This window comes from Plantibacter sp. PA-3-X8, assembly GCF_003856975.1.
Taxonomy (GTDB): domain Bacteria; phylum Actinomycetota; class Actinomycetes; order Actinomycetales; family Microbacteriaceae; genus Plantibacter; species Plantibacter auratus.
Map to the genome: position 1 here is coordinate 2,181,944 of NZ_CP033107.1, position 17,090 is coordinate 2,199,033.

Consider the following 17,090-nt stretch of genomic DNA (forward strand, 5'->3'; position numbering starts at 1 on the left):
GCTCAGGGACGGGGTCCGCGAGCGGAGCCCTTCGTTCGCCAGGCTCAGGGACCGGGGAGCGCTAGCTCGCGAGGACCTTCTGCAGGCGCTGCAACGAGACCGATTCGGCCGTGCCCAGCTGCTGGGCGAACAGGCTGATCCGGAGCTCCTCGAGCATCCACCGGGCCTTCACGAGGTGCTCCGGAGCCTCGGCGGGCAGTGGGATCGTGCCGCCGGCGGCCTCGAACCGCGCCGACGCCGTCTGCGCCTCCGTCATCCACACCCGGTCGCGGTTCGGGTTGTCCGTCAGTCGCTCGGCGCGGTAACGGATGCCGGCGAGGTAGCGGGGCAGATGTTCGAGTCGTGCTGAGCCCGTCCGGGAGACGAAGCCCGGGAAGACCAGTCCGTCGAGCTGGCCTCGCATGTCGGTGAGGGCCGCGAGCAGCGTCATGCTCGTCGCCGCCTTCATGGCCTTCTCCGTGTCGCGCGCGGCCTGCAGGATGCGGGCGACGATGGCGACCGTCTGGAACATGCGGTCCATGACCGAGGCGGACACGCGGTCGCGAAGCGTCTCGTACTGCAGCCGGGAGAACACCTGTCCGTCGGGCACCACACGGAACAGGACGTCGTCGATGCAGGCGGCGAGGCAGTCCTCGAACAACGCCGGCGTCGACCGGTAGGGGCTCGTCGCGAGCGCGAGCTTCTCGTTGGCTTTGAGGTGCTGCTGCACATAGGCCGTCGGGGACGGGATCGCGAGCAGGAGGAGGCGGCGCACCCCCGCGGGCATGGCGCGGGCCTGGTCGGCCTCCGTGCTCATGATCCGGATCGACACGCTCGTACCGTCGTCGACGATCGCGGGGTAGCCGCGGATCACGCCGTCCTCCTGGCGAATGTCGATGAAACGGGGGAGGTCGTCGAAGTCCCACCTGGTGAACCCGGAGCGCTCGATGGCGTTGGGCACTCTGGCGGCCGCGACCTTGGCGACGCTCGCCCGGGTGCGCTGCTTGAGGCGCTGCTGCAGCTCGACGAGGTCCTTGCCGCTGGCGAGCGTCCGGCCGCGCTCATCGATGACCCGGAAGGTCACGAGCAGGTGCTCGGGGACGCGTTCCATCTCGAAGTCCGAGGCTGAGATGTCCATGTAGGAGAGCCGCTTGATCGCGTTCGCGAGACGGGTGGCGAAGGAGTCCTCGGCGGCGGGACTGCCGGGGGCGACCGCCGGGACGTCGGCGGGGAGCTCGGCGAGCAGCTTCGCCGCCCAGTCGGCCGCAGGCACGATGTTCCGACGCAGGGCTTTCGGGAGCGCTTTGATCATCGCCGTGATGAGGTCCCGACGGAGACCGGGGACCTGCCAGTCGAAACCCGCGGGCGAGAGTCGGTCGAGCAGGGCGAGCGGGACGATGACCGTCACGCCGTCGTCGTCGCTTCCGGGCTCGAAACGGTAGCTGAGCTTCAACCGCTGGTCGGCCTGCACCCACTCGGCGGGGAAGCGGTCCTCGTCCACCGCCGGAGCGTCCTCGGGGAGGAGGTCCTCCTGGCGCATCGTGAGCAGCTCGGGCTGGTCGACGCGCGTCTTGCGCCACCAGGACTCGAAGCCCCGCGTCGTCGAGACCTCGGAAGGGACGCGGGCGTCGTAGAAGTCGAAGACGGCTTCGTCGTCGAAGAGGATGTCGCGGCGTCGCGTCCGCTCCTCGAGCTCACTCAGCTCCTTGCGCAGCCGTCGGTTCGCGCGGTGGAAGTCGAACAGTTTGTCGCGACCGATGTCGTGGGTCCACTCGCCGTCGACGAGCGCGTGCCGCAGGAACAGTTCGCGGGCCTGCTCCTGGTCGATGCGACCGAACTGCACCCGGCGGCGCGGCACGATCGGCACGCCGAAGAGGGTCACCTTCTCGAAGGCGACGGCGGAGCCCTGGTTCTTCTCCCAGTGCGGCTCGCTGTACGAGCGCTTGCAGAGGTCGCCGGCGATCTGTTCCGCCCACGCCGGGTCGATCGAGGCGTTGGTGCGGGCGAACAGCCGGCTCGTCTCCACGAGTTCCGCGCTCATGACGGCGTTCGGCTGCTTCTTCGCGAGCGCGGACCCGGGGAAGAGGACGAAGCGCGTCTGGCGGGCGCCGATGTAGTCGCCCTTCTTCGCGGTCTTCGTCGCCGGTGGAGCGTTCCGGCCCTTCACGACCGGAGCGACGGTCTGGTCCTTCAGCCCGATGTGCGAGAGGAGCCCCGCGAGGAGCGACTTGTGGATGCCGTCGGGGTTCACCGCCGGCTCGTTGATCGTCAGGCCGAGAGGCTTCGCGAGTTGACGCAGCTGGCGGTAGACGTCGTGCCACTCGCGGACGCGGAGGTAGTTGAGGAACTCGTTCTTGCAGAGCCGACGGAACGCGCTCGACGACAGCTCGTCCTGTTTCTCCTCGAGGTAGTTCCAGAGGTTCAGGAGGGCGAGGAAGTCGCTCGTGGGGTCGACGAACCGGCGGTGCAGTTCGTCGGCCTTCTGTCGGTGCTCGAGCGGTCGTTCGCGTGGGTCCTGGATGGTGAGCGCCGCGACGATCGCGAGCACCTCCCGCGACACCCCGTGCTGCTTCGACTCCACGACCATGCGCGCGAACCGCGGATCGATCGGCAGGCGGCTGAGGTCGCGCCCCACCCGCGTGAGGCGTGGACCGCCGCCGCGAGGTGAGCCGTCGGCGAAGGTGCGCGTCTCGATCGCGCCGAGTTCGGACAGCAGATCGACGCCGTCCTTGATGCCCCGGGCGTCCGGTGGCTGGAGGAAGGGGAAGGCGGCGATGTCGCCGAGGCCGAGGGAGATCATCTGGAGGATCACCGCGGCGAGGTTCGTGCGGAGGATCTCCGGTTCGGTGAACTCCGGGCGCTTCGCGAAGTCGTCCTCCGAGTAGAGGCGGATGGCGATACCGTCGCTCGTACGGCCGGACCGACCCGAACGCTGGTTCGCCGAAGCCTGCGAGATCGCCTCGATGGGGAGCCGCTGCACCTTGGAGCGCACGCTGTAGCGCGAGATGCGGGCGGTTCCGGCGTCGATGACGTACTTGATGCCGGGCACCGTGAGGCTCGTCTCGGCCACGTTCGTCGCGAGGATGATGCGCCGTCGGAGACCTGCCACGGTCGATGGCTGGAACACGCGGTGCTGGTCGGCGGAGGAGAGCCGGCCGTAGAGTGGCAGCACCTCGGTGCCGGGCAGGTTGCGCCCGCGGATGGCGTCGGCGGCGTCGCGGATCTCCGTCTCGCCGGACAGGAAGACGAGGACGTCGCCCATCGACTCGCGCGCCAGCTCGTCGAGGGCGGCGTTGATGCCTTCGAGGTAGTCGCGGTCGGCGGCTTCGGACTCCGGGGCGTCCTCGTCGTCGTCGGTGGGCTCGTCGGCCACGAGCGGCCGGTAGCGGATCTCGACCGGGTACGTGCGGCCGGAGACCTCGACGATGGGTGCTCCGTCGAAGTGCTTCGAGAAGCTCTCCGGGTCGATCGTCGCGGACGTGATGATGACCTTGAGGTCGGGGCGCTGGGGGAGGAGCTGCTTGAGGTAGCCGAGCAGGAAGTCGATGTTGAGGCTGCGCTCGTGTGCCTCGTCGATGATGATCGTGTCGTACTTGCGCAGCATCCGGTCGCGGTGGATCTCGTTCAGCAGGATGCCGTCGGTCATCAGTTTGATCTTCGTCGCCTTCGACGCCTGATCGGTGAAGCGGACCTGGTAGCCGACGATGCCACCGAGCTCCTGGCCGAGCTCCTCCGAAATGCGTTCGGCGATCGTGCGCGCGGCCAGTCGTCGGGGCTGCGTGTGCCCGATGGACTCGCGACCGAGCTCGAGGCAGATCTTCGGCAGCTGCGTGGTCTTGCCGGAACCCGTCGCCCCGGCGACGATGACGACCTGGTTCTCGCTGATGGCACGCGCGATGTCCGCGCGGGCGGCACTGACCGGCAGCTCGGGCGGGTAGGAGATTCGGAGGTCGGACATCAGCCCTCCATCGTATCGGGCTGGACGCGGTGTGCTGCCGCTCCGGGCCTCCTGATGCGGCGAACCCTTCCTCCGGTCCCTGAGTAACCTCCTTCGGTCCCTGAGCTTGTCGAAGGGCGCACGAGGAACTTCCACAGTCGCTTCGACTCGGCATCTGGAATGTCAGTGGTCCATGATGAACTTGTTCCATGACCGAGACCACGCCAGCCGCGATCCGCGTCGGCGACGAATACGCCGCGCAGCTGGCGGAGTTCTCGGACGAGTGGACTGAGATCCACCGGCAGCAGGCCGTCTTGGACGCACGGAAGGCGCGTCTGCTGGCCCGCTCCGCCGCCTATGCCGATGCCTTCGCGGACGTCACGGTCCCGGCGACCTTTCCGCCAGCTGAGCGTCGGGCGCTGTCCCGTCGGTCGACGTGTGCGGCTCTCGCGATGGCGACCCGGATGCCGGAGCGGACGGTCCAGCTTGCAACGAACGACGCCGAACGTCTCGTCAATGACGCACCGGCCGTGCTGGCGTCGCTGGAGGCCGGCCACATCTCGGCGCGGCATGCGCAGGTGATCACCGATCAGCTCTGCGACGTCCCTGCTGCTGGACGGGCGGTGTTCCTCGACCGCGTCCTCGTCGTCGCCGAGCGCACCACGGCCGCTGGCCTCCGCACGAGCGCCCGCGTGCTGCGCGAGCGACTCCACCCCGAGTCGATCACCGCACGTGCAACCCGCTCCGAAGCCGACCGCCGGGTCGCGTTCGAACCCGAAGCCGACGGCATGGCATGGGTGCACCTCTTCACCACCGCACCCATCGCCCAGGGCATCATCGAGCGCGTCGAAGCAGCGGCCTCGGAATCTCGCGCAGCTGGCTACACCCGCACCTGCGCCCAGCTGCAGGCCGACGCCCTCGCAGCACTCGCGCTCACCGGCGTCACGCCCGAGGACGTGATGTCGAGCCCGGTGCTTCCGCATCCGATCGAGGTGCAGGAGCACATCAAGCCGACGGTGCAGATCACGGTGCCGGCGCTCAGCATGGCGGGCGTGAGCGATGCCCCGGCGATGCTCGACGGGTACGGCCCGATCGACCCCGAGACCGCGGCTCGCATCGCGGTGAACGCACCAAGCTTCACCAGGATCCTCGTCCAGCCGGAAACCGGCGCCGTCCTCTCCGTCGGGCGGAATCAATACCGGGTCCCGGCCGACCTGCAACGCGCGGTCCGCCTGCGGGACGGCACCTGTCGCGCACCAGGCTGCGGCAGGCGAGCCCGGGCCTGCGACCTCGACCACTCGGTCGCATGGGAAGACGGCGGGACGACGGATGTCGGTAACCTCGCCTGTCTCTGCCGACATCATCACCGGATGAAGCATCTCCCCGGGTGGAACCTCGATCATGGACCCGGCGGGGTCCTCGAGTGGACAACACCCGACGGCAAACGCCATCGAACGGAACCGGACCCCGCACCGTTCTGACCAGTTCCGGTCCCTGAGCCTGTCGAAGGGGGGTGGGTCCTCGTGGGCACTTCGACAAGCTCAGTGAGCGGGAGAAGTCTGTCGTACCGCTTCGGTCCCCGAGCTGTGCCGCACTTCGACAGGCTCAGTGACCGGGAGAGGTTCACTGAAGGTGATTCGGTCCCTGAGTTTGTCGAAGGGTGAGCGGGAGAGGGGCGGCCGGATGAACCCGGTCCCTGAGCCTGTCGAAGGGCAGTTGGGCTGTGGCACCTCGGTGTGAAGCGGGCACGTCTAGCGCTGTGTCGCAAATAGGGTTGCTTCGCAGAGTGGTTTGCGTTACAAAGTAGATATGACTTCACCGATGGAACCCACCGACGGCTCGGATGCGCTCGACCCGGCCGCCATGCTCGCTCTGCAGGAGCGACAGGCGAGCCGTGTCGACGACATCTTCACGAGGCCCACCATCGCGATCGTGTACATCTGGGGTGTCGCGTGGACCGTCGGGTTCCTCGCGCTCTGGTCCGCGAGCGACGAGAACCCCTGGTTCACCACCCCGCCGGCGGTCGCCGGGTGGCTCTTCGGGATCCTGATGGTTGGCGGCATCGTCTCGTCGTCGATCATCGGCTCCCGCGTGTCTCGCGGGATCCAGGGAGCACAGCAGGTGCAGGGGACCATGTACGGCATCGCCTGGGCGATCGGGTGCACGGCAGCGGCGGTGTTCGGCGGCGCTCTGTTCGCTGCCGGGATGGCACCCGCACTCGCCGCCATCTTCTACCCGGCCATCTACAGCCTCGTGGTCGGTCTGCTGTACCTCGCAGGTGGAGCAGTCTGGCGCGACCGCCTCATGTACGGCATGGGCATCTGGATCATCGTGGTCGGCATGGCCGCGCCGTTCTTCGGCTCGCCTGGCAACGCGCTCATCATGGCCATCGCCGGCGGAGGTGGGTTCCTCGTGTACGCGACCTTCCTCGAGGCGACCCGCCGTCGGCGTGCCCACCGATCGGCGGCGTGACCGATGGAGGAACTCGACCCCCTCATCCATGCCCAGGCCCGCCTGCGCATCATGTCGACGCTCGCGGCGATCGATGCGGACAGCAGCATGTCGTTCCCCCGCCTGCAGGAGATGCTCGACATGACCGCCGGGAACCTGTCCACACACCTGCGGAAACTCGAGGACGGCGCCTACGTCCTCGTCACGAAGACCCACCGGGGACGCACCCCGGTCACCTACCTGGAACTCACCACGCTCGGGCGCCGCGCGTTCGAGGACTACATGACCGGCCTCCGAGCGATGCTCGGCGGCGCGTCGGGAACGGGGACATCATGACGATCACATCACTGGCCACCCTCGAGGGCGTGACACGACGCTACGGCGACGTGACCGCGCTGCACGACGTCGACCTCAGTATCGAGCCGGGCTCGCTCGTCGGGCTCCTCGGGCCCAACGGCGCCGGCAAGTCCACCGTGCTGTCCCTGCTGCAGGGCACCCGACGTCCGACGACCGGCACGGTGACGCTCTTCGGCGGCGATCCCGCCCAAGCGGTCAACCGCACCAGGCTCGGATCGACACCGCAGGAGACGGCACTGCCGCCCACGCTCCGGGTGGGAGAGGTCGTCGACTTCGTCGGACGGCACTTCGCAGACCGCGTGCCGACGGCCGCCCTGGCGGAGCAGTTCGGTTTCGGCGACCTCCTCCGACGCCAGACGGGCTCGCTCTCGGGCGGCCAGCAGCGCCGCCTCGCGGTCGCACTCGCGTTCGTCGGCAGACCGCGTCTCGTGCTCCTCGACGAGCCGACGACGGGCCTCGACGTCGACGCCCGCCGGACCCTCTGGGACGCGATCCGCCGGCAACACGAGCTCGGGGCGACGATCGTCCTCACCAGTCACTACCTCGAGGAGATCGAAGCGCTCGCCGAGCGCGTCGTGGTGCTGGGGGATGGACGGGTCATCACCGATGCCCCACTGCGCGACGTGCTCGGGCTCGTCGGCATCCACCGGGTGCGGCTCCGGACCACCGACCCCGGAGCGGTGGAGCGGCTCGCCGGAGTCGTCCAGGCGAGTCGTGACGGTGACGTCGTCGAACTGGACGTCCGCGACGCCGATGCATTCGTGCGCGATCTCGTCCGGTCCGAGGTCCCGTTCACCGATCTCGCCGTGCGCGGCGCGACCCTCGAGGAAGCGTTCCTGACCCTCACCGCGGATGCCCGGGCGGACGTCGAACGGAGCGCCGCCTGATGGCCACCACACTCCAGCTCACCGCCCTGCACGCGCGGTACTCCCTGCTCGAGACCGTGCGCGTCCCGATCGCGCTGATCGGCTCGCTCGTCTTCCCCGCGCTCTCGCTGCTGTTCTTCGTCGTCCCGCAGGCGCAGGTCGCCGGCGATCCCGTCATCGCGACCCAGGCCGTCATCTCCCTCATCGTCTTCGCGGTGCTCGCCAACTCCCTGTTCGGCTTCGGCCTGACCATCGCCCAGGCGAGGGAGCAGGCGTGGGATCCGTACCTCCGCACCCTTCCGGTGACGGGTGTCGCCCGTGTCCTCTCGCACCTGTGCTCGGTCGGTCTCCTCGGGTTCGCGGCCGTCATACCGGTCGTCGTGCTCGGTGCGCTCGTGACCGCCGCCACCACGACTCCGACAGGACTGCTCGGTGGCATCGTGGCGCTCCTGGTGGGTGCCCTGCCGTTCATGCTCCTGGGCACCGCGATCGGGTACGCCCTCCCCAGCAAGGCCGCGATCGCGGTGGTGCAGGTGGTCATGTTCTCGCTGGCCTTCGCCGGCGGACTGTTCATCCCACCGTTCCTCTTCGCCCCGTGGCTCGACCGGCTGTCGATGTTCCTCCCGAGCCGCCAGACCCGGGAGCTCGTCGTCTGGGCGGTCCAGGGTGGCGAGTTGCCGTGGTGGTCGTGGGTCGGCGTCCTGGCCTGGACCCTCGTCCTGACCGTCGTGGTCCTCGCTCTCTACCGTCGCGACGAGGGCCGCCGCTACCGCTGAGGTCGACGGACACCTCGCCGAGCACCGACCGTCCCCGTGTGCTGTCACACGTCGACACACACCGTGCACCGGCCGCCAGGCGCTCGTACGCTGACGTCCATCCCGGCCGGACCACGGCCCATGACGAGCGGATGGAGCGACCCGTGTCCAACAGCGCAGACCAGACGAACGCCGCCGACCGATCGACGGGCGCGCACTGATGGGAGCCCCGGTCGTGTTCGGCATCGGCCCGATCTCGGTCGACGACCTCGTGGCCGTGTCCCGCGACGACGCCATCGTCGTCCTCGACACCCCGGCGCTCGACCGCATCGGCGCCGGCCGGGCCGTCGTCGACCGGCAGACGACGCCGATCGGCGTCGGTGCTCCGGGCCCTCGGTCCCAGGGTCCACGGATCCCTGGTCCCGCCGGGGGACGAGCGGCTCCGCGCACCGCGACGCTCGATGCCTCGGCCGTGGAGGAGCGTGTCGTCCATGACCGCCGTGGCGGCATCGGACTGCCGCTCTCGGTGGACCGTGCTCGGGCGGTGGTCGCCGCCCGGCTCGCCGGATGGACCCGTGGCGCATCCGGGATCCGCCTCGAGACGGCCGTGTTCGTCGCGGAGCTCCTCAACCGTGGGGTGACCCCGGTGATCCCGTCCGTCGGCTCCCTCGGCGACGGCGACGAGACCCACCTGGCGTCCGTCGCGACGCTCGTGATCGGGCAGGGGGAAGCGGTCCTCGCGGGTGAGCGGCTCTCCGCCCAGGTCGCCCTGTCGCGGGTCGGGCTCGCACCGCTCGACCTCGCTGTGCACGAGGGGTTGGCGTTCGTCCACCACAACGCCTACTCGCTCGGCGTCGGTGCGCTCGCACTCCACCGGCTCGGCGCGCTCAGCCGACTGGCGGACACCACGAGCGCGCTCTCGTCGCGGGCCGCTGCGCGGTCCGGGCTCGGCGGGCGAGGACCGGCGTTCGACGCGAGGGTCCTCGCCGGCAGCCCGTCGGCGGGTATCCGGGCCAGCGGCGAGCGGATCTCCGAGTTGTTGGCGACGCCGGTCGGCCCGGAGGGTGCGCGCGGCGGACGGGACCGGGACGGACTGCGGCTCCGGGCGACCCCGCAGATCAACGGTGCGCTCGCCGACGAGGTCACGGCGGCCGTCCAGCTCGTGGAAGCGACGCTCGGAACGGCCTCGGAGGACCCACTCGTCGATCAGGCGTCGGGCGTCCTGCGGACGGGCGGGCTGCTGCATGGCGCGCGGCTCGCCCGCGCCTTCGACGGGCTCCGCGCGGCCATCGCGCACACCGCTGCTGCCGCCGAGCGACGGCTCGGACGCATCACCGGAGGCGGGGTCGACCCGCGGGGGACCGGGCACGGGCTCGTACCGGGTCGGCTCGGTCAGTCGGCGGCGGACCTCGTCGCTGAACTGCGCGTGCTCGCGACCCCGGTCGTCACCGCCGGCGTGCCGGACGAGGACTCGGACGACCCGGCCTCCTTCGCCGGGACCTCGCTGCGACTGCTGGAACGCTCGACCGCCCTCCTCGCGGACGTGCTGGCGGTCGAGGCGGTCGTCGCGGCGGACGCGCTCGGCCCGGCGGAGCACGACGGATGGTCGGTCGGGTTCTCCGTCGCCCACGCCGGCCTCCGGTCGGCGATCGAGCAGGAGCTGCACGGTCAGCAGCTCGTCACGGCGGCGCTCGCCGCGTTGGGCGTCGACCGATCCTGAGCGACGGCGGCCGGCCGGCGAACGTGCGAGGGCGCACCCACGTCGTCGCATGCCATGTATTTCGACACGTGTCGAGGGGGTGGGCGATGTCAGTGCCCTCCGGTAGGTTCGGACCACCGACCGAGAGACGTTCAGCGAGCCACCGACCGCGGCGGCGACGACCCTTGGAAGACGACCTGTCACGAACAGCCGTGCAGAGAAGAGGCATCGGTCCAGCATGATCTCCTTCGAACACGTCTCCAAGCGCTTCGACGACGGCACCCTCGCGGTCGACGACTTCTCCCTCACGATCCCGTCGCGGTCCACCACGGTCTTCGTCGGGTCCTCAGGCTGCGGCAAGACCACGCTCCTGCGGATGATCAACCGCATGGTCGACCCGAGCGAGGGACGCATCGTCATCGACGACGAGGTCGTCTCCGCCGTCGACCCGGTTCGTCTCCGTCGCCGCATCGGCTACGTCATGCAGAACTCCGGTCTCCTCCCGCACCGCACCGTGATCGACAACGTGGCCACGGTGCCCATGCTCACCGGCGTCAACAAGAAGCAGGCCCGGGCGGACGCCCTCACCCTCCTCGACACCGTCGGACTCGACCGCGCGCTCGCCGACCGGTACCCGAGTCAGTTGTCCGGCGGCCAGCAGCAGCGCGTCGGCGTGGCACGAGGCCTCGCGATCGACCCGAACATCCTGCTCATGGACGAGCCGTTCGGCGCCGTCGACCCGCTCGTGCGTGCCGAGCTCCAGCGGGAGCTGCTCCGACTGCAGCGCGACATCGCGAAGACGATCGTGTTCGTCACCCACGACATCGACGAGGCCTTCCTCCTCGGCGACCAGGTCGTCATCCTGCAGAAGGGTGGCCAGATCGCCCAAGTCGGCACGCCGGCCGAGATCGTCGCCAACCCTGCCGACGACTTCGTCGCCCAGTTCATCGGCGCCGATCGTGGCCAGCGGACGCTCCACGTCGAGCGCGTCGACGGACGCGACGTGGTCGTCGACGAGTCGGGCCGCCCCGCCGGCGTCCTCGGAGCCGGGCCCGGCGCAGGCGACCGCCCTGGCCTGGACGTCCGGAAGGACGGCGCATCCACATGAGCTGGGTCATCGCGAACTGGGACATGATCTGGGACCTCACCCTCACCCATGTCCAGCTGAGCCTGCCCCCGATCATCCTGGGGTTCCTCATCTCCCTCCCCCTCGGCTGGCTCGCACACCGGTACCGGTGGTCGCGTGGCGTGCTGCTCACACTGAGCGGCATCCTCTACGCGATCCCGTCCTTGCCGCTGTTCGTCCTCATGCCGTCCCTCATCGGCACGAAGATCCTCGATCCGGCGAACGTCGTGATCGCGCTCACCATCTACGCCGTGGCCCTGCTCGTCCGCACGGTCGCCGACGCGCTCGACGCCGTCGACGCCGGGGTGCGGCAGTCGGCACAGGCCGTGGGGTTCTCCACCGGCCAGCGGTTCTGGCGGGTCGAGTTCCCGCTTGCGGGTCCGCTCATGCTCGCCGGCATCCGGGTGGTCTCCGCGAGCACGATCAGCCTGCTGAGCGTCGGCGCCCTCATCGGCGTCACGAACCTCGGCTACCTCTTCACCGACGGCTACAACCGGCAGTTCCCGATCGAGATCCTGACCGGCATCGTCGGGACGGTCGTGATCGCGATCGTGTTCGACGTCCTGCTGGTGCTCCTCGGCCGACTCCTCATGCCGTGGACGCGGATCAGCTCGAAAGGCGCGATCCGTCGTCGTCGCGCGGCCACCGAAGCCCGTGAGCTGGCGACCGCCGGGGGAGGAGCAGCATGATCAACTTCCTCGCCGCCTTCGCCTGGATCTTCGACCCCGCGCACTGGGAGGGCCCAGGCGGCATCCCCGTGCGGGTGCTCCAGCACCTGGCCGTGACCGGCCTGACCGTCCTCATCGCCTGCGTCATCGCGATCCCGCTCGGGCTCCTCATCGGGCACACCGGGAAGGGACGGGAGATCGCGGTCGCGATCACCGGCGCGCTCCGGGCGCTGCCGACCCTCGGTCTGCTCTCACTCCTCGCGCTCATCACGCTCGGGTGGGGCTTCTCCAGCACGAGTCTCGTCCCCGCGATCACCGCACTCGTCGTGCTCGCCGTCCCGCCCGTCCTGGCCGGTGCGTACGGCGGGGTCGAGTCGATCGACCGCCAGACCATCGACGCCGCGCGTGCCGTCGGGATGAACGAGTGGCAGATCCTCGGCAAGGTGGAGATCCCGCTCGCCCTCCCGCTCATGATCGGTGGCGTCCGCTCGGCGGTCCTGCAGACGATCGCGACCGCCACCGTCGTCGCGTTCCTCACCAACGGCCCCGGTCTCGGTCGCTACATCCTCGACGGCCTCCCGGTACGCGACTACGCGCAGATGCTCGCCGGCTCGATCATCATCATCGTGCTCGCCCTCATCCTCGAGGGCGTCTTCTCGCTGCTGCAGCGCGCGGTCGTGCCGCGCGGTGTCCAGGCGACCCACACGCGGGTCGACGAGACCCGGGGTCACGCCACCACCGGCGACGACCGGTCCACCGCACCAGACCCCGTCGTCGCAGAAGCGGAGGCGAACATGCAGACCGCGGCATACCGCAACAACTGACGCGTCCCATCATCCCGGGTGACAGCACCGCCCGGCTCCCAGACCCACAACGGCACCACCGTTCTCGCCCATCACAGATAGGAAACACCATGTTCACAGTTCGACAGGGTCGACGCCTCGCCGTCGGCATCGCCGCGACCGCCGTCGCGGCCCTCGCGCTCAGCGCCTGCTCCGCAGGCGACCCGACCGCCGGGGAGACCGCGGCATCCGACACGATCACGGTCGGCTCCGCCGGATTCCCCGAGTCGGAGATCATCGCCCAGATCTACATCCAGGCGCTCGAGGCCAACGACATCAAGACGGCCGAGTCCCTCAACATCGGCGCGCGCGACGTCTACATCGCAGCGCTCGAAGACGGCTCGATCGACCTCGTCCCCGACTACAGCGGCAACCTGCTGCAGTTCTTCGACGACTCCGCCACGGCCACGTCGAGCGACGAGGTCTACTCCGCCCTCCAGGAGGCCACGCCGAAGGGCTACGAGGTCCTCGACCAGTCCAAGGCGGAGGACAAGGACTCCTACAACGTCACGAAGGAGTTCAGCGAGGCGAACAACGTCACGAGCCTCGCCGACCTCGCGGCCCTAACCATCCCGCTGGCCATCGGCGGCGCACCCGAGTTGGCTGAGCGCCCGTACGGCCCGAAGGGCCTGACCGAGGTGTACGGCGTCCCCGCCGACAAGCTCACCTTCGTCCCGATCAGCGACGGCGGCGGCGCACAGACCACCGCGGCCCTGCTCGACGGCACGGTCCAGCTCGCCGACATCTACACCACGACCCCGTCGATCACCGAGAACGACTTCGTCACGCTCGAGGACCCGGAGAACCTGATCCTCCCGCAGAACGTCCTGCCGCTGATCAACTCGGCCAAGGCCAGCGACAAGGTCAAGGAGGTCTTGAACGCCGTGTCCGCGGAGCTGACCACCGAGGACCTCATCGAGCTCAACGCCCGCAACCAGGGCGACGAGAAGGCCGCTCCGAAGACCCTCGCGGCCGACTGGCTGAAGGACAAGAAGCTCTTCAGCTGAGCAGCAGCCACACGTCGATGGCGTCGTCCGGTTCTCCGGGCGGCGCCATCGCGCTGTTCGCGGGGAGCGCATCCGGCTGCAGCCGGATGTCCAGGGGGTCTCCGACACCTGAGGAGTTGATAGCGTCAGGGTATGAGTTCCGAGACCCCCGCAGAGTTCATCGCGTCCTGGACCGCCTGGCACACCGCTCGCGAGCGTTCCGTCCGAGCACCCCACGGTATCGCCGCCCTCCGGTTCACCCACTGGCTGACCGAGGAGGCGACCGCTCTCGAGGGCGCGCCAGGCACCTGGCGTGCGGACGCGACCGGCATCGTCGGTGAGCGGCTCACGGGCACCGGACTGACCACGCCGAGTGGCGCGCAGATCATGACCGACCGCGTCGAGCTGGTCCACGGTGACGAACTGCACTTCGGCGACGCGCTCCTCCGAGGTATGGAGCGAGACGGCGTCTACGCCCTCCGCGTGCTCGACCCGGAGGCGCCGACGCGGACCTCGCTCGCGGGCATCAGCGCGTTCGCCCCCGACGTCGCCTGGATCCGGCCGGCGCGGTTCGTGCCGTCCCCGGACGTCACGGTCGAGACCGAGTCGATCGACGGCCACGTCACGACCGAGACCCCCGTCGGCCGGGTCGAGTTCGAGCTCGGTGATGAAGCGGTCTCGCTGACGGTCACGGGCGGACCGAACGGACTCTGGGCGGTCTTCTCCGACGGCACGAGTGGCGACGAGAGCTACCGGTTCCGGTTCATCAGCATGCCGGCCCCGACCGCGGACGGCCACGTCCTCGTCGACTTCAACCGCGCGTACCTGCCGCCGTGCGCGTTCAGCGACCACTACGTGTGCCCGCTGCCTGCGCCGAACAACCGGCTCCGCACGCGGATCACGGCGGGCGAGCGACTGCCGCTCGGCCAGTAGGTCCCGGGCCACGGATCCCGCATGACGAACCGGCTCGCCGAGGCGATGAGCCCGTACCTCCGTTCGCACGCCGAGCAGCCGGTCGACTGGTACCCCTGGGGGCCGGAGGCCTTCGCCGAAGCGGCCCGTCGTGACGTCCCCCTGCTCGTCTCGATCGGCTACTCGACGTGTCACTGGTGTCACGTCATGGCACGCGAGTCGTTCTCGGACGAGCACATCGCCGAGCTCCTCCGCCGCGATTTCGTGGCGGTGAAGGTGGACCGCGAGGAGCATCCCGACGTCGACGCCAGTTACCTCGCCGCCGCCGGCGCGTTCACCCGTGACCTGGGCTGGCCGCTGAACGTGTTCGTGACGCCGCGCGGACACGTCTTCCACGCGGGGACCTACTCGCCTCCCGTCCCGCTCCGCGGGCATCCCTCGTTCCCGCAGGTGCTCGAGGCCGTCCGCGTCGCGTGGACCGAGCGACGGGAGCAGGTCGTCGCGAGCGCCGACGGACTCGCGCTGGCGATCGCCGAGACGATGTCGTCCACGGATGACGCCCTACTGCCGGAACCCGGAGACCTCGACGCGTCGATCGTGGCGGTCGAGGCGCTGGAGGACCAGGAGCTCGGCGGCTTCGGCACGGCTCCGAAGTTCCCGATGGCCCCGCTGTTCGACTTCCTGCTGACGCCGCGCGAGGGGGAGGTCGCCCGCCGCGGTGTCGACCTCGCGCAACGCACCCTCAGGACGATGGGGGCATCGGCGCTCCGGGATCCGGTCGAAGGCGGGTTCTTCCGGTACGCGGTCAACCGGGACTGGACCGAGCCGCACTACGAACGCATGCTGACGGACAACGCGCTCCTCCTCACCGCGTACACGCGGGCCTGGGCCGAGCGCCCGAGCTCGTGGGCGGCCAGTGTCGCCGCCGGGATCGCCGAGTTCCTCATCGGCACGCTGCAGCAGCCGAGCGGCGGCTTCGGGTCGGCGCAGGACTCCGAGAGCGTCGTCGACGGCATCGGATCGGAGGGTGGCTACTACCGACGCGATGCCGACGGCCGGGCGACGCTGACCCCGCCGGCCGTTGACCGCAAGGTGCTCACCGGTTGGAACGGGCTCGCGATCGGCGCGCTGGCGGAGGCCTCGACGGTCTTCGACCGCCCCGAATGGATCGAATCAGCGAGGTGGGCGGCGGACGCGGTGGTCGAGAACCACCTCGCCTCGGACGGCACGCTCGCCCGGGCCTCGCTCGACGAACGGCGGTCGGGTGCGGCTGCGGCCCTCGAGGACTACGGGATGCTCGCGGAGGGACTCCTGCGTCTCGGCCTCGCGACGGGCGAGGTCCGCTACGCGGAAGTCGCCCGCGACCTCGTCGACCGGTGCTTGCCGGACGAGACCGTGACGGACGAGACCGTGACTGACACCTCCTCCGCCACGGTGGCCGGCTTCATCCTGCCGGGCGGCGGCGACCCGGTGCTGTCGGCCCAGGGCATGCGGATCGACGGCGACCCGTCGGAGGGCGCGTATCCCTCGGGGATCTCCTCGCTCGGACGCGCGTCGCTGCTGCTGTTCCAGCTGACAGCAGACGGCCGGTTCCGGGACGCCGCCGAGAGCGCGGTCCGGTTCGCCGCGTCGGCTGCGCTGTCGGCACCGACCGCGTTCGGCGCGAGTCTGGCCCTCGCGGCATCGCTCACCGGGCCGGCGTCGCAACTGATCGTCGTCGGGCCGGATCGGGCGGATCCGGATGAGGACGAGGCTCGCGCGACGGCGAACCGGGCGATGCGCGACGCGGTCAGGACGCGCCGGGACGACGTCGTGGCGGTGGTCTCCGAGCGGCAGGCGGTGGCCTGGACGACGAGCGGGTTCGACGTCTTCGCCGAACGGACGAGTCGCGACGGCCGGTTGACCGCCTACCACTGCCGGGACTTCGTCTGCCGCCTCCCCGTGACGGATGTGGCGCAGCTCGACGCCCGCTGAACCAGCGCGCCCGTCGCCCCGACACCTGGGTGGGTCAGGCCCCGAAGGTGCCGTCCGGTCGGCCGAAGCGCAGCTCGCGGGCTTCGGAGCGCCAGCGCCCGAGGCCGCCGTCGAGGAGCGCGACGCGCTTGTATCCAGCTCCGGTCAGCGCCGCACGAAGGCGCTCGGCGGAGCGCCCGTCCAACTGGTCGTACAGGACGACCGTGTGCTGCTCCGTGACGCCGATGGCCGCCGCGCCGCGTCGGACCTCGTCCGGGGAGGATGCTCCGAGCCCCTGACGCGCGTCCAACAGCTCGACGAACACGGCACCGGGCACATGGCCGTCGAAGAGGTACAGGTCGTAGCCGCTCACCAGTCGCACCGGGCCGCCGTCCAGCGCAGGCAGCTCGACGACGCTCGCGTCGAGGACGATGAGGCTCTCGCTGCCGAGATGGTCCGCGAGCCACTGGGTGGAGACGAGCGGGTCCACCAGGAACGGCGCGTGCGTGGAGGTCATGCGCCCACCGTAGGAGGCCGCGGCCCGGATGACCACGGTGGT

The 17,090-nt window shown here is 70.0% G+C and carries 14 protein-coding genes; 12 read left to right on the plus strand and 2 right to left on the minus strand.

The window, feature by feature from the left end; translation table 11 throughout:
* Positions 1–61 precede the first annotated feature (61 nt).
* On the minus strand, positions 62–3,937 hold the full coding sequence (gene hrpA / locus EAO79_RS10385; protein WP_124768928.1) for an ATP-dependent RNA helicase HrpA: 3,876 nt from the start codon (positions 3,935–3,937) through the stop codon (positions 62–64).
* A 188-nt stretch (positions 3,938–4,125) separates the two neighbouring features.
* Here hrpA and EAO79_RS10390 point away from each other — a divergent pair, with 188 nt between their 5' ends.
* The 12 genes from EAO79_RS10390 to EAO79_RS10445 all read left to right on the plus strand — a co-directional run bounded on the left by EAO79_RS10390 (position 4,126) and on the right by EAO79_RS10445 (position 16,552).
* On the plus strand, positions 4,126–5,397 hold the full coding sequence (locus EAO79_RS10390) for an HNH endonuclease signature motif containing protein (protein WP_124768929.1): 1,272 nt from the start codon (positions 4,126–4,128) through the stop codon (positions 5,395–5,397).
* Between the two features lie 328 nt (positions 5,398–5,725).
* On the plus strand, positions 5,726–6,388 hold the full coding sequence (locus EAO79_RS10395; RefSeq protein WP_124768930.1) for a hypothetical protein: 663 nt from the start codon (positions 5,726–5,728) through the stop codon (positions 6,386–6,388).
* A 3-nt stretch (positions 6,389–6,391) separates the two neighbouring features.
* Positions 6,392–6,703, plus strand: a complete 312-nt coding sequence (locus EAO79_RS10400) for a transcriptional regulator (RefSeq protein WP_079705424.1) — start codon at positions 6,392–6,394, stop codon at positions 6,701–6,703.
* Positions 6,700–7,611: an ABC transporter ATP-binding protein gene (locus tag EAO79_RS10405; RefSeq protein WP_124768931.1), complete on the plus strand. Its 912-nt coding sequence runs from the start codon at positions 6,700–6,702 to the stop codon at positions 7,609–7,611. Before EAO79_RS10400 ends, EAO79_RS10405 begins: the two co-directional genes overlap by 4 nt.
* Positions 7,611–8,366 (plus strand): ABC transporter permease, encoded by a 756-nt coding sequence (locus EAO79_RS10410; RefSeq protein ID WP_124768932.1) that lies wholly within the window; start codon positions 7,611–7,613, stop codon positions 8,364–8,366. The genes EAO79_RS10405 and EAO79_RS10410 overlap by 1 nt, the downstream gene beginning before the upstream one ends.
* 199 nt (positions 8,367–8,565) lie before the next feature.
* Positions 8,566–10,065 (plus strand): aromatic amino acid lyase, encoded by a 1,500-nt coding sequence (locus EAO79_RS10415; RefSeq protein ID WP_124768933.1) that lies wholly within the window; start codon positions 8,566–8,568, stop codon positions 10,063–10,065.
* Between the two features lie 217 nt (positions 10,066–10,282).
* Positions 10,283–11,152 (plus strand): ABC transporter ATP-binding protein, encoded by an 870-nt coding sequence (locus EAO79_RS10420; protein ID WP_124768934.1) that lies wholly within the window; start codon positions 10,283–10,285, stop codon positions 11,150–11,152.
* A complete protein-coding gene (locus EAO79_RS10425; RefSeq protein ID WP_079705429.1) occupies positions 11,149–11,859 on the plus strand; it encodes an ABC transporter permease in 711 nt (236 codons plus the stop codon). Before EAO79_RS10420 ends, EAO79_RS10425 begins: the two co-directional genes overlap by 4 nt.
* The gene (locus EAO79_RS10430) at positions 11,856–12,662 is read left to right on the plus strand and encodes an ABC transporter permease (protein WP_079705430.1); all 807 of its coding nucleotides are present in this window, start codon (positions 11,856–11,858) and stop codon (positions 12,660–12,662) included. The genes EAO79_RS10425 and EAO79_RS10430 overlap by 4 nt, the downstream gene beginning before the upstream one ends.
* 89 nt (positions 12,663–12,751) lie before the next feature.
* On the plus strand, positions 12,752–13,687 hold the full coding sequence (locus EAO79_RS10435) for an ABC transporter substrate-binding protein (RefSeq protein ID WP_079705431.1): 936 nt from the start codon (positions 12,752–12,754) through the stop codon (positions 13,685–13,687).
* A gap of 132 nt (positions 13,688–13,819) precedes the next feature.
* Positions 13,820–14,599: a DUF1684 domain-containing protein gene (locus EAO79_RS10440; protein WP_079705432.1), complete on the plus strand. Its 780-nt coding sequence runs from the start codon at positions 13,820–13,822 to the stop codon at positions 14,597–14,599.
* Positions 14,600–14,620: 21 nt separating this feature from the next.
* Complete coding sequence (locus tag EAO79_RS10445; RefSeq protein ID WP_124768935.1) at positions 14,621–16,552, plus strand: thioredoxin domain-containing protein; 1,932 nt, start codon at positions 14,621–14,623, stop codon at positions 16,550–16,552.
* A 34-nt stretch (positions 16,553–16,586) separates the two neighbouring features.
* Here EAO79_RS10445 and EAO79_RS10450 read toward each other — a convergent pair whose 3' ends face one another.
* Entirely contained in the window at positions 16,587–17,048 is a 462-nt protein-coding gene (locus tag EAO79_RS10450; protein ID WP_124768936.1) for a rhodanese-like domain-containing protein, read from the minus strand.
* Between the last annotated feature and the right edge of the window lie 42 nt (positions 17,049–17,090).

What these genes read in the sequence shown, in the direction of transcription:
- EAO79_RS10395 (WP_124768930.1), top strand. Translation starts at nt 5,726, where the DNA reads ATGACTTCACCGATGGAACCCACCGACGGCTCGGATGCGCTCGACCCG.
- EAO79_RS10425 (WP_079705429.1), top strand. Translation starts at nt 11,149, where the DNA reads ATGAGCTGGGTCATCGCGAACTGGGACATGATCTGGGACCTCACCCTC.
- EAO79_RS10405 (WP_124768931.1), top strand. Translation starts at nt 6,700, where the DNA reads ATGACGATCACATCACTGGCCACCCTCGAGGGCGTGACACGACGCTAC.
- EAO79_RS10440 (WP_079705432.1), top strand. Translation starts at nt 13,820, where the DNA reads ATGAGTTCCGAGACCCCCGCAGAGTTCATCGCGTCCTGGACCGCCTGG.
- EAO79_RS10430 (WP_079705430.1), top strand. Translation starts at nt 11,856, where the DNA reads ATGATCAACTTCCTCGCCGCCTTCGCCTGGATCTTCGACCCCGCGCAC.
- hrpA (WP_124768928.1), bottom strand. Translation starts at nt 3,937, where the DNA reads ATGTCCGACCTCCGAATCTCCTACCCGCCCGAGCTGCCGGTCAGTGCC.
- EAO79_RS10445 (WP_124768935.1), top strand. Translation starts at nt 14,621, where the DNA reads ATGACGAACCGGCTCGCCGAGGCGATGAGCCCGTACCTCCGTTCGCAC.
- EAO79_RS10415 (WP_124768933.1), top strand. Translation starts at nt 8,566, where the DNA reads ATGGGAGCCCCGGTCGTGTTCGGCATCGGCCCGATCTCGGTCGACGAC.
- EAO79_RS10390 (WP_124768929.1), top strand. Translation starts at nt 4,126, where the DNA reads ATGACCGAGACCACGCCAGCCGCGATCCGCGTCGGCGACGAATACGCC.
- EAO79_RS10450 (WP_124768936.1), bottom strand. Translation starts at nt 17,048, where the DNA reads ATGACCTCCACGCACGCGCCGTTCCTGGTGGACCCGCTCGTCTCCACC.
- EAO79_RS10410 (WP_124768932.1), top strand. Translation starts at nt 7,611, where the DNA reads ATGGCCACCACACTCCAGCTCACCGCCCTGCACGCGCGGTACTCCCTG.
- EAO79_RS10435 (WP_079705431.1), top strand. Translation starts at nt 12,752, where the DNA reads ATGTTCACAGTTCGACAGGGTCGACGCCTCGCCGTCGGCATCGCCGCG.
- EAO79_RS10400 (WP_079705424.1), top strand. Translation starts at nt 6,392, where the DNA reads ATGGAGGAACTCGACCCCCTCATCCATGCCCAGGCCCGCCTGCGCATC.
- EAO79_RS10420 (WP_124768934.1), top strand. Translation starts at nt 10,283, where the DNA reads ATGATCTCCTTCGAACACGTCTCCAAGCGCTTCGACGACGGCACCCTC.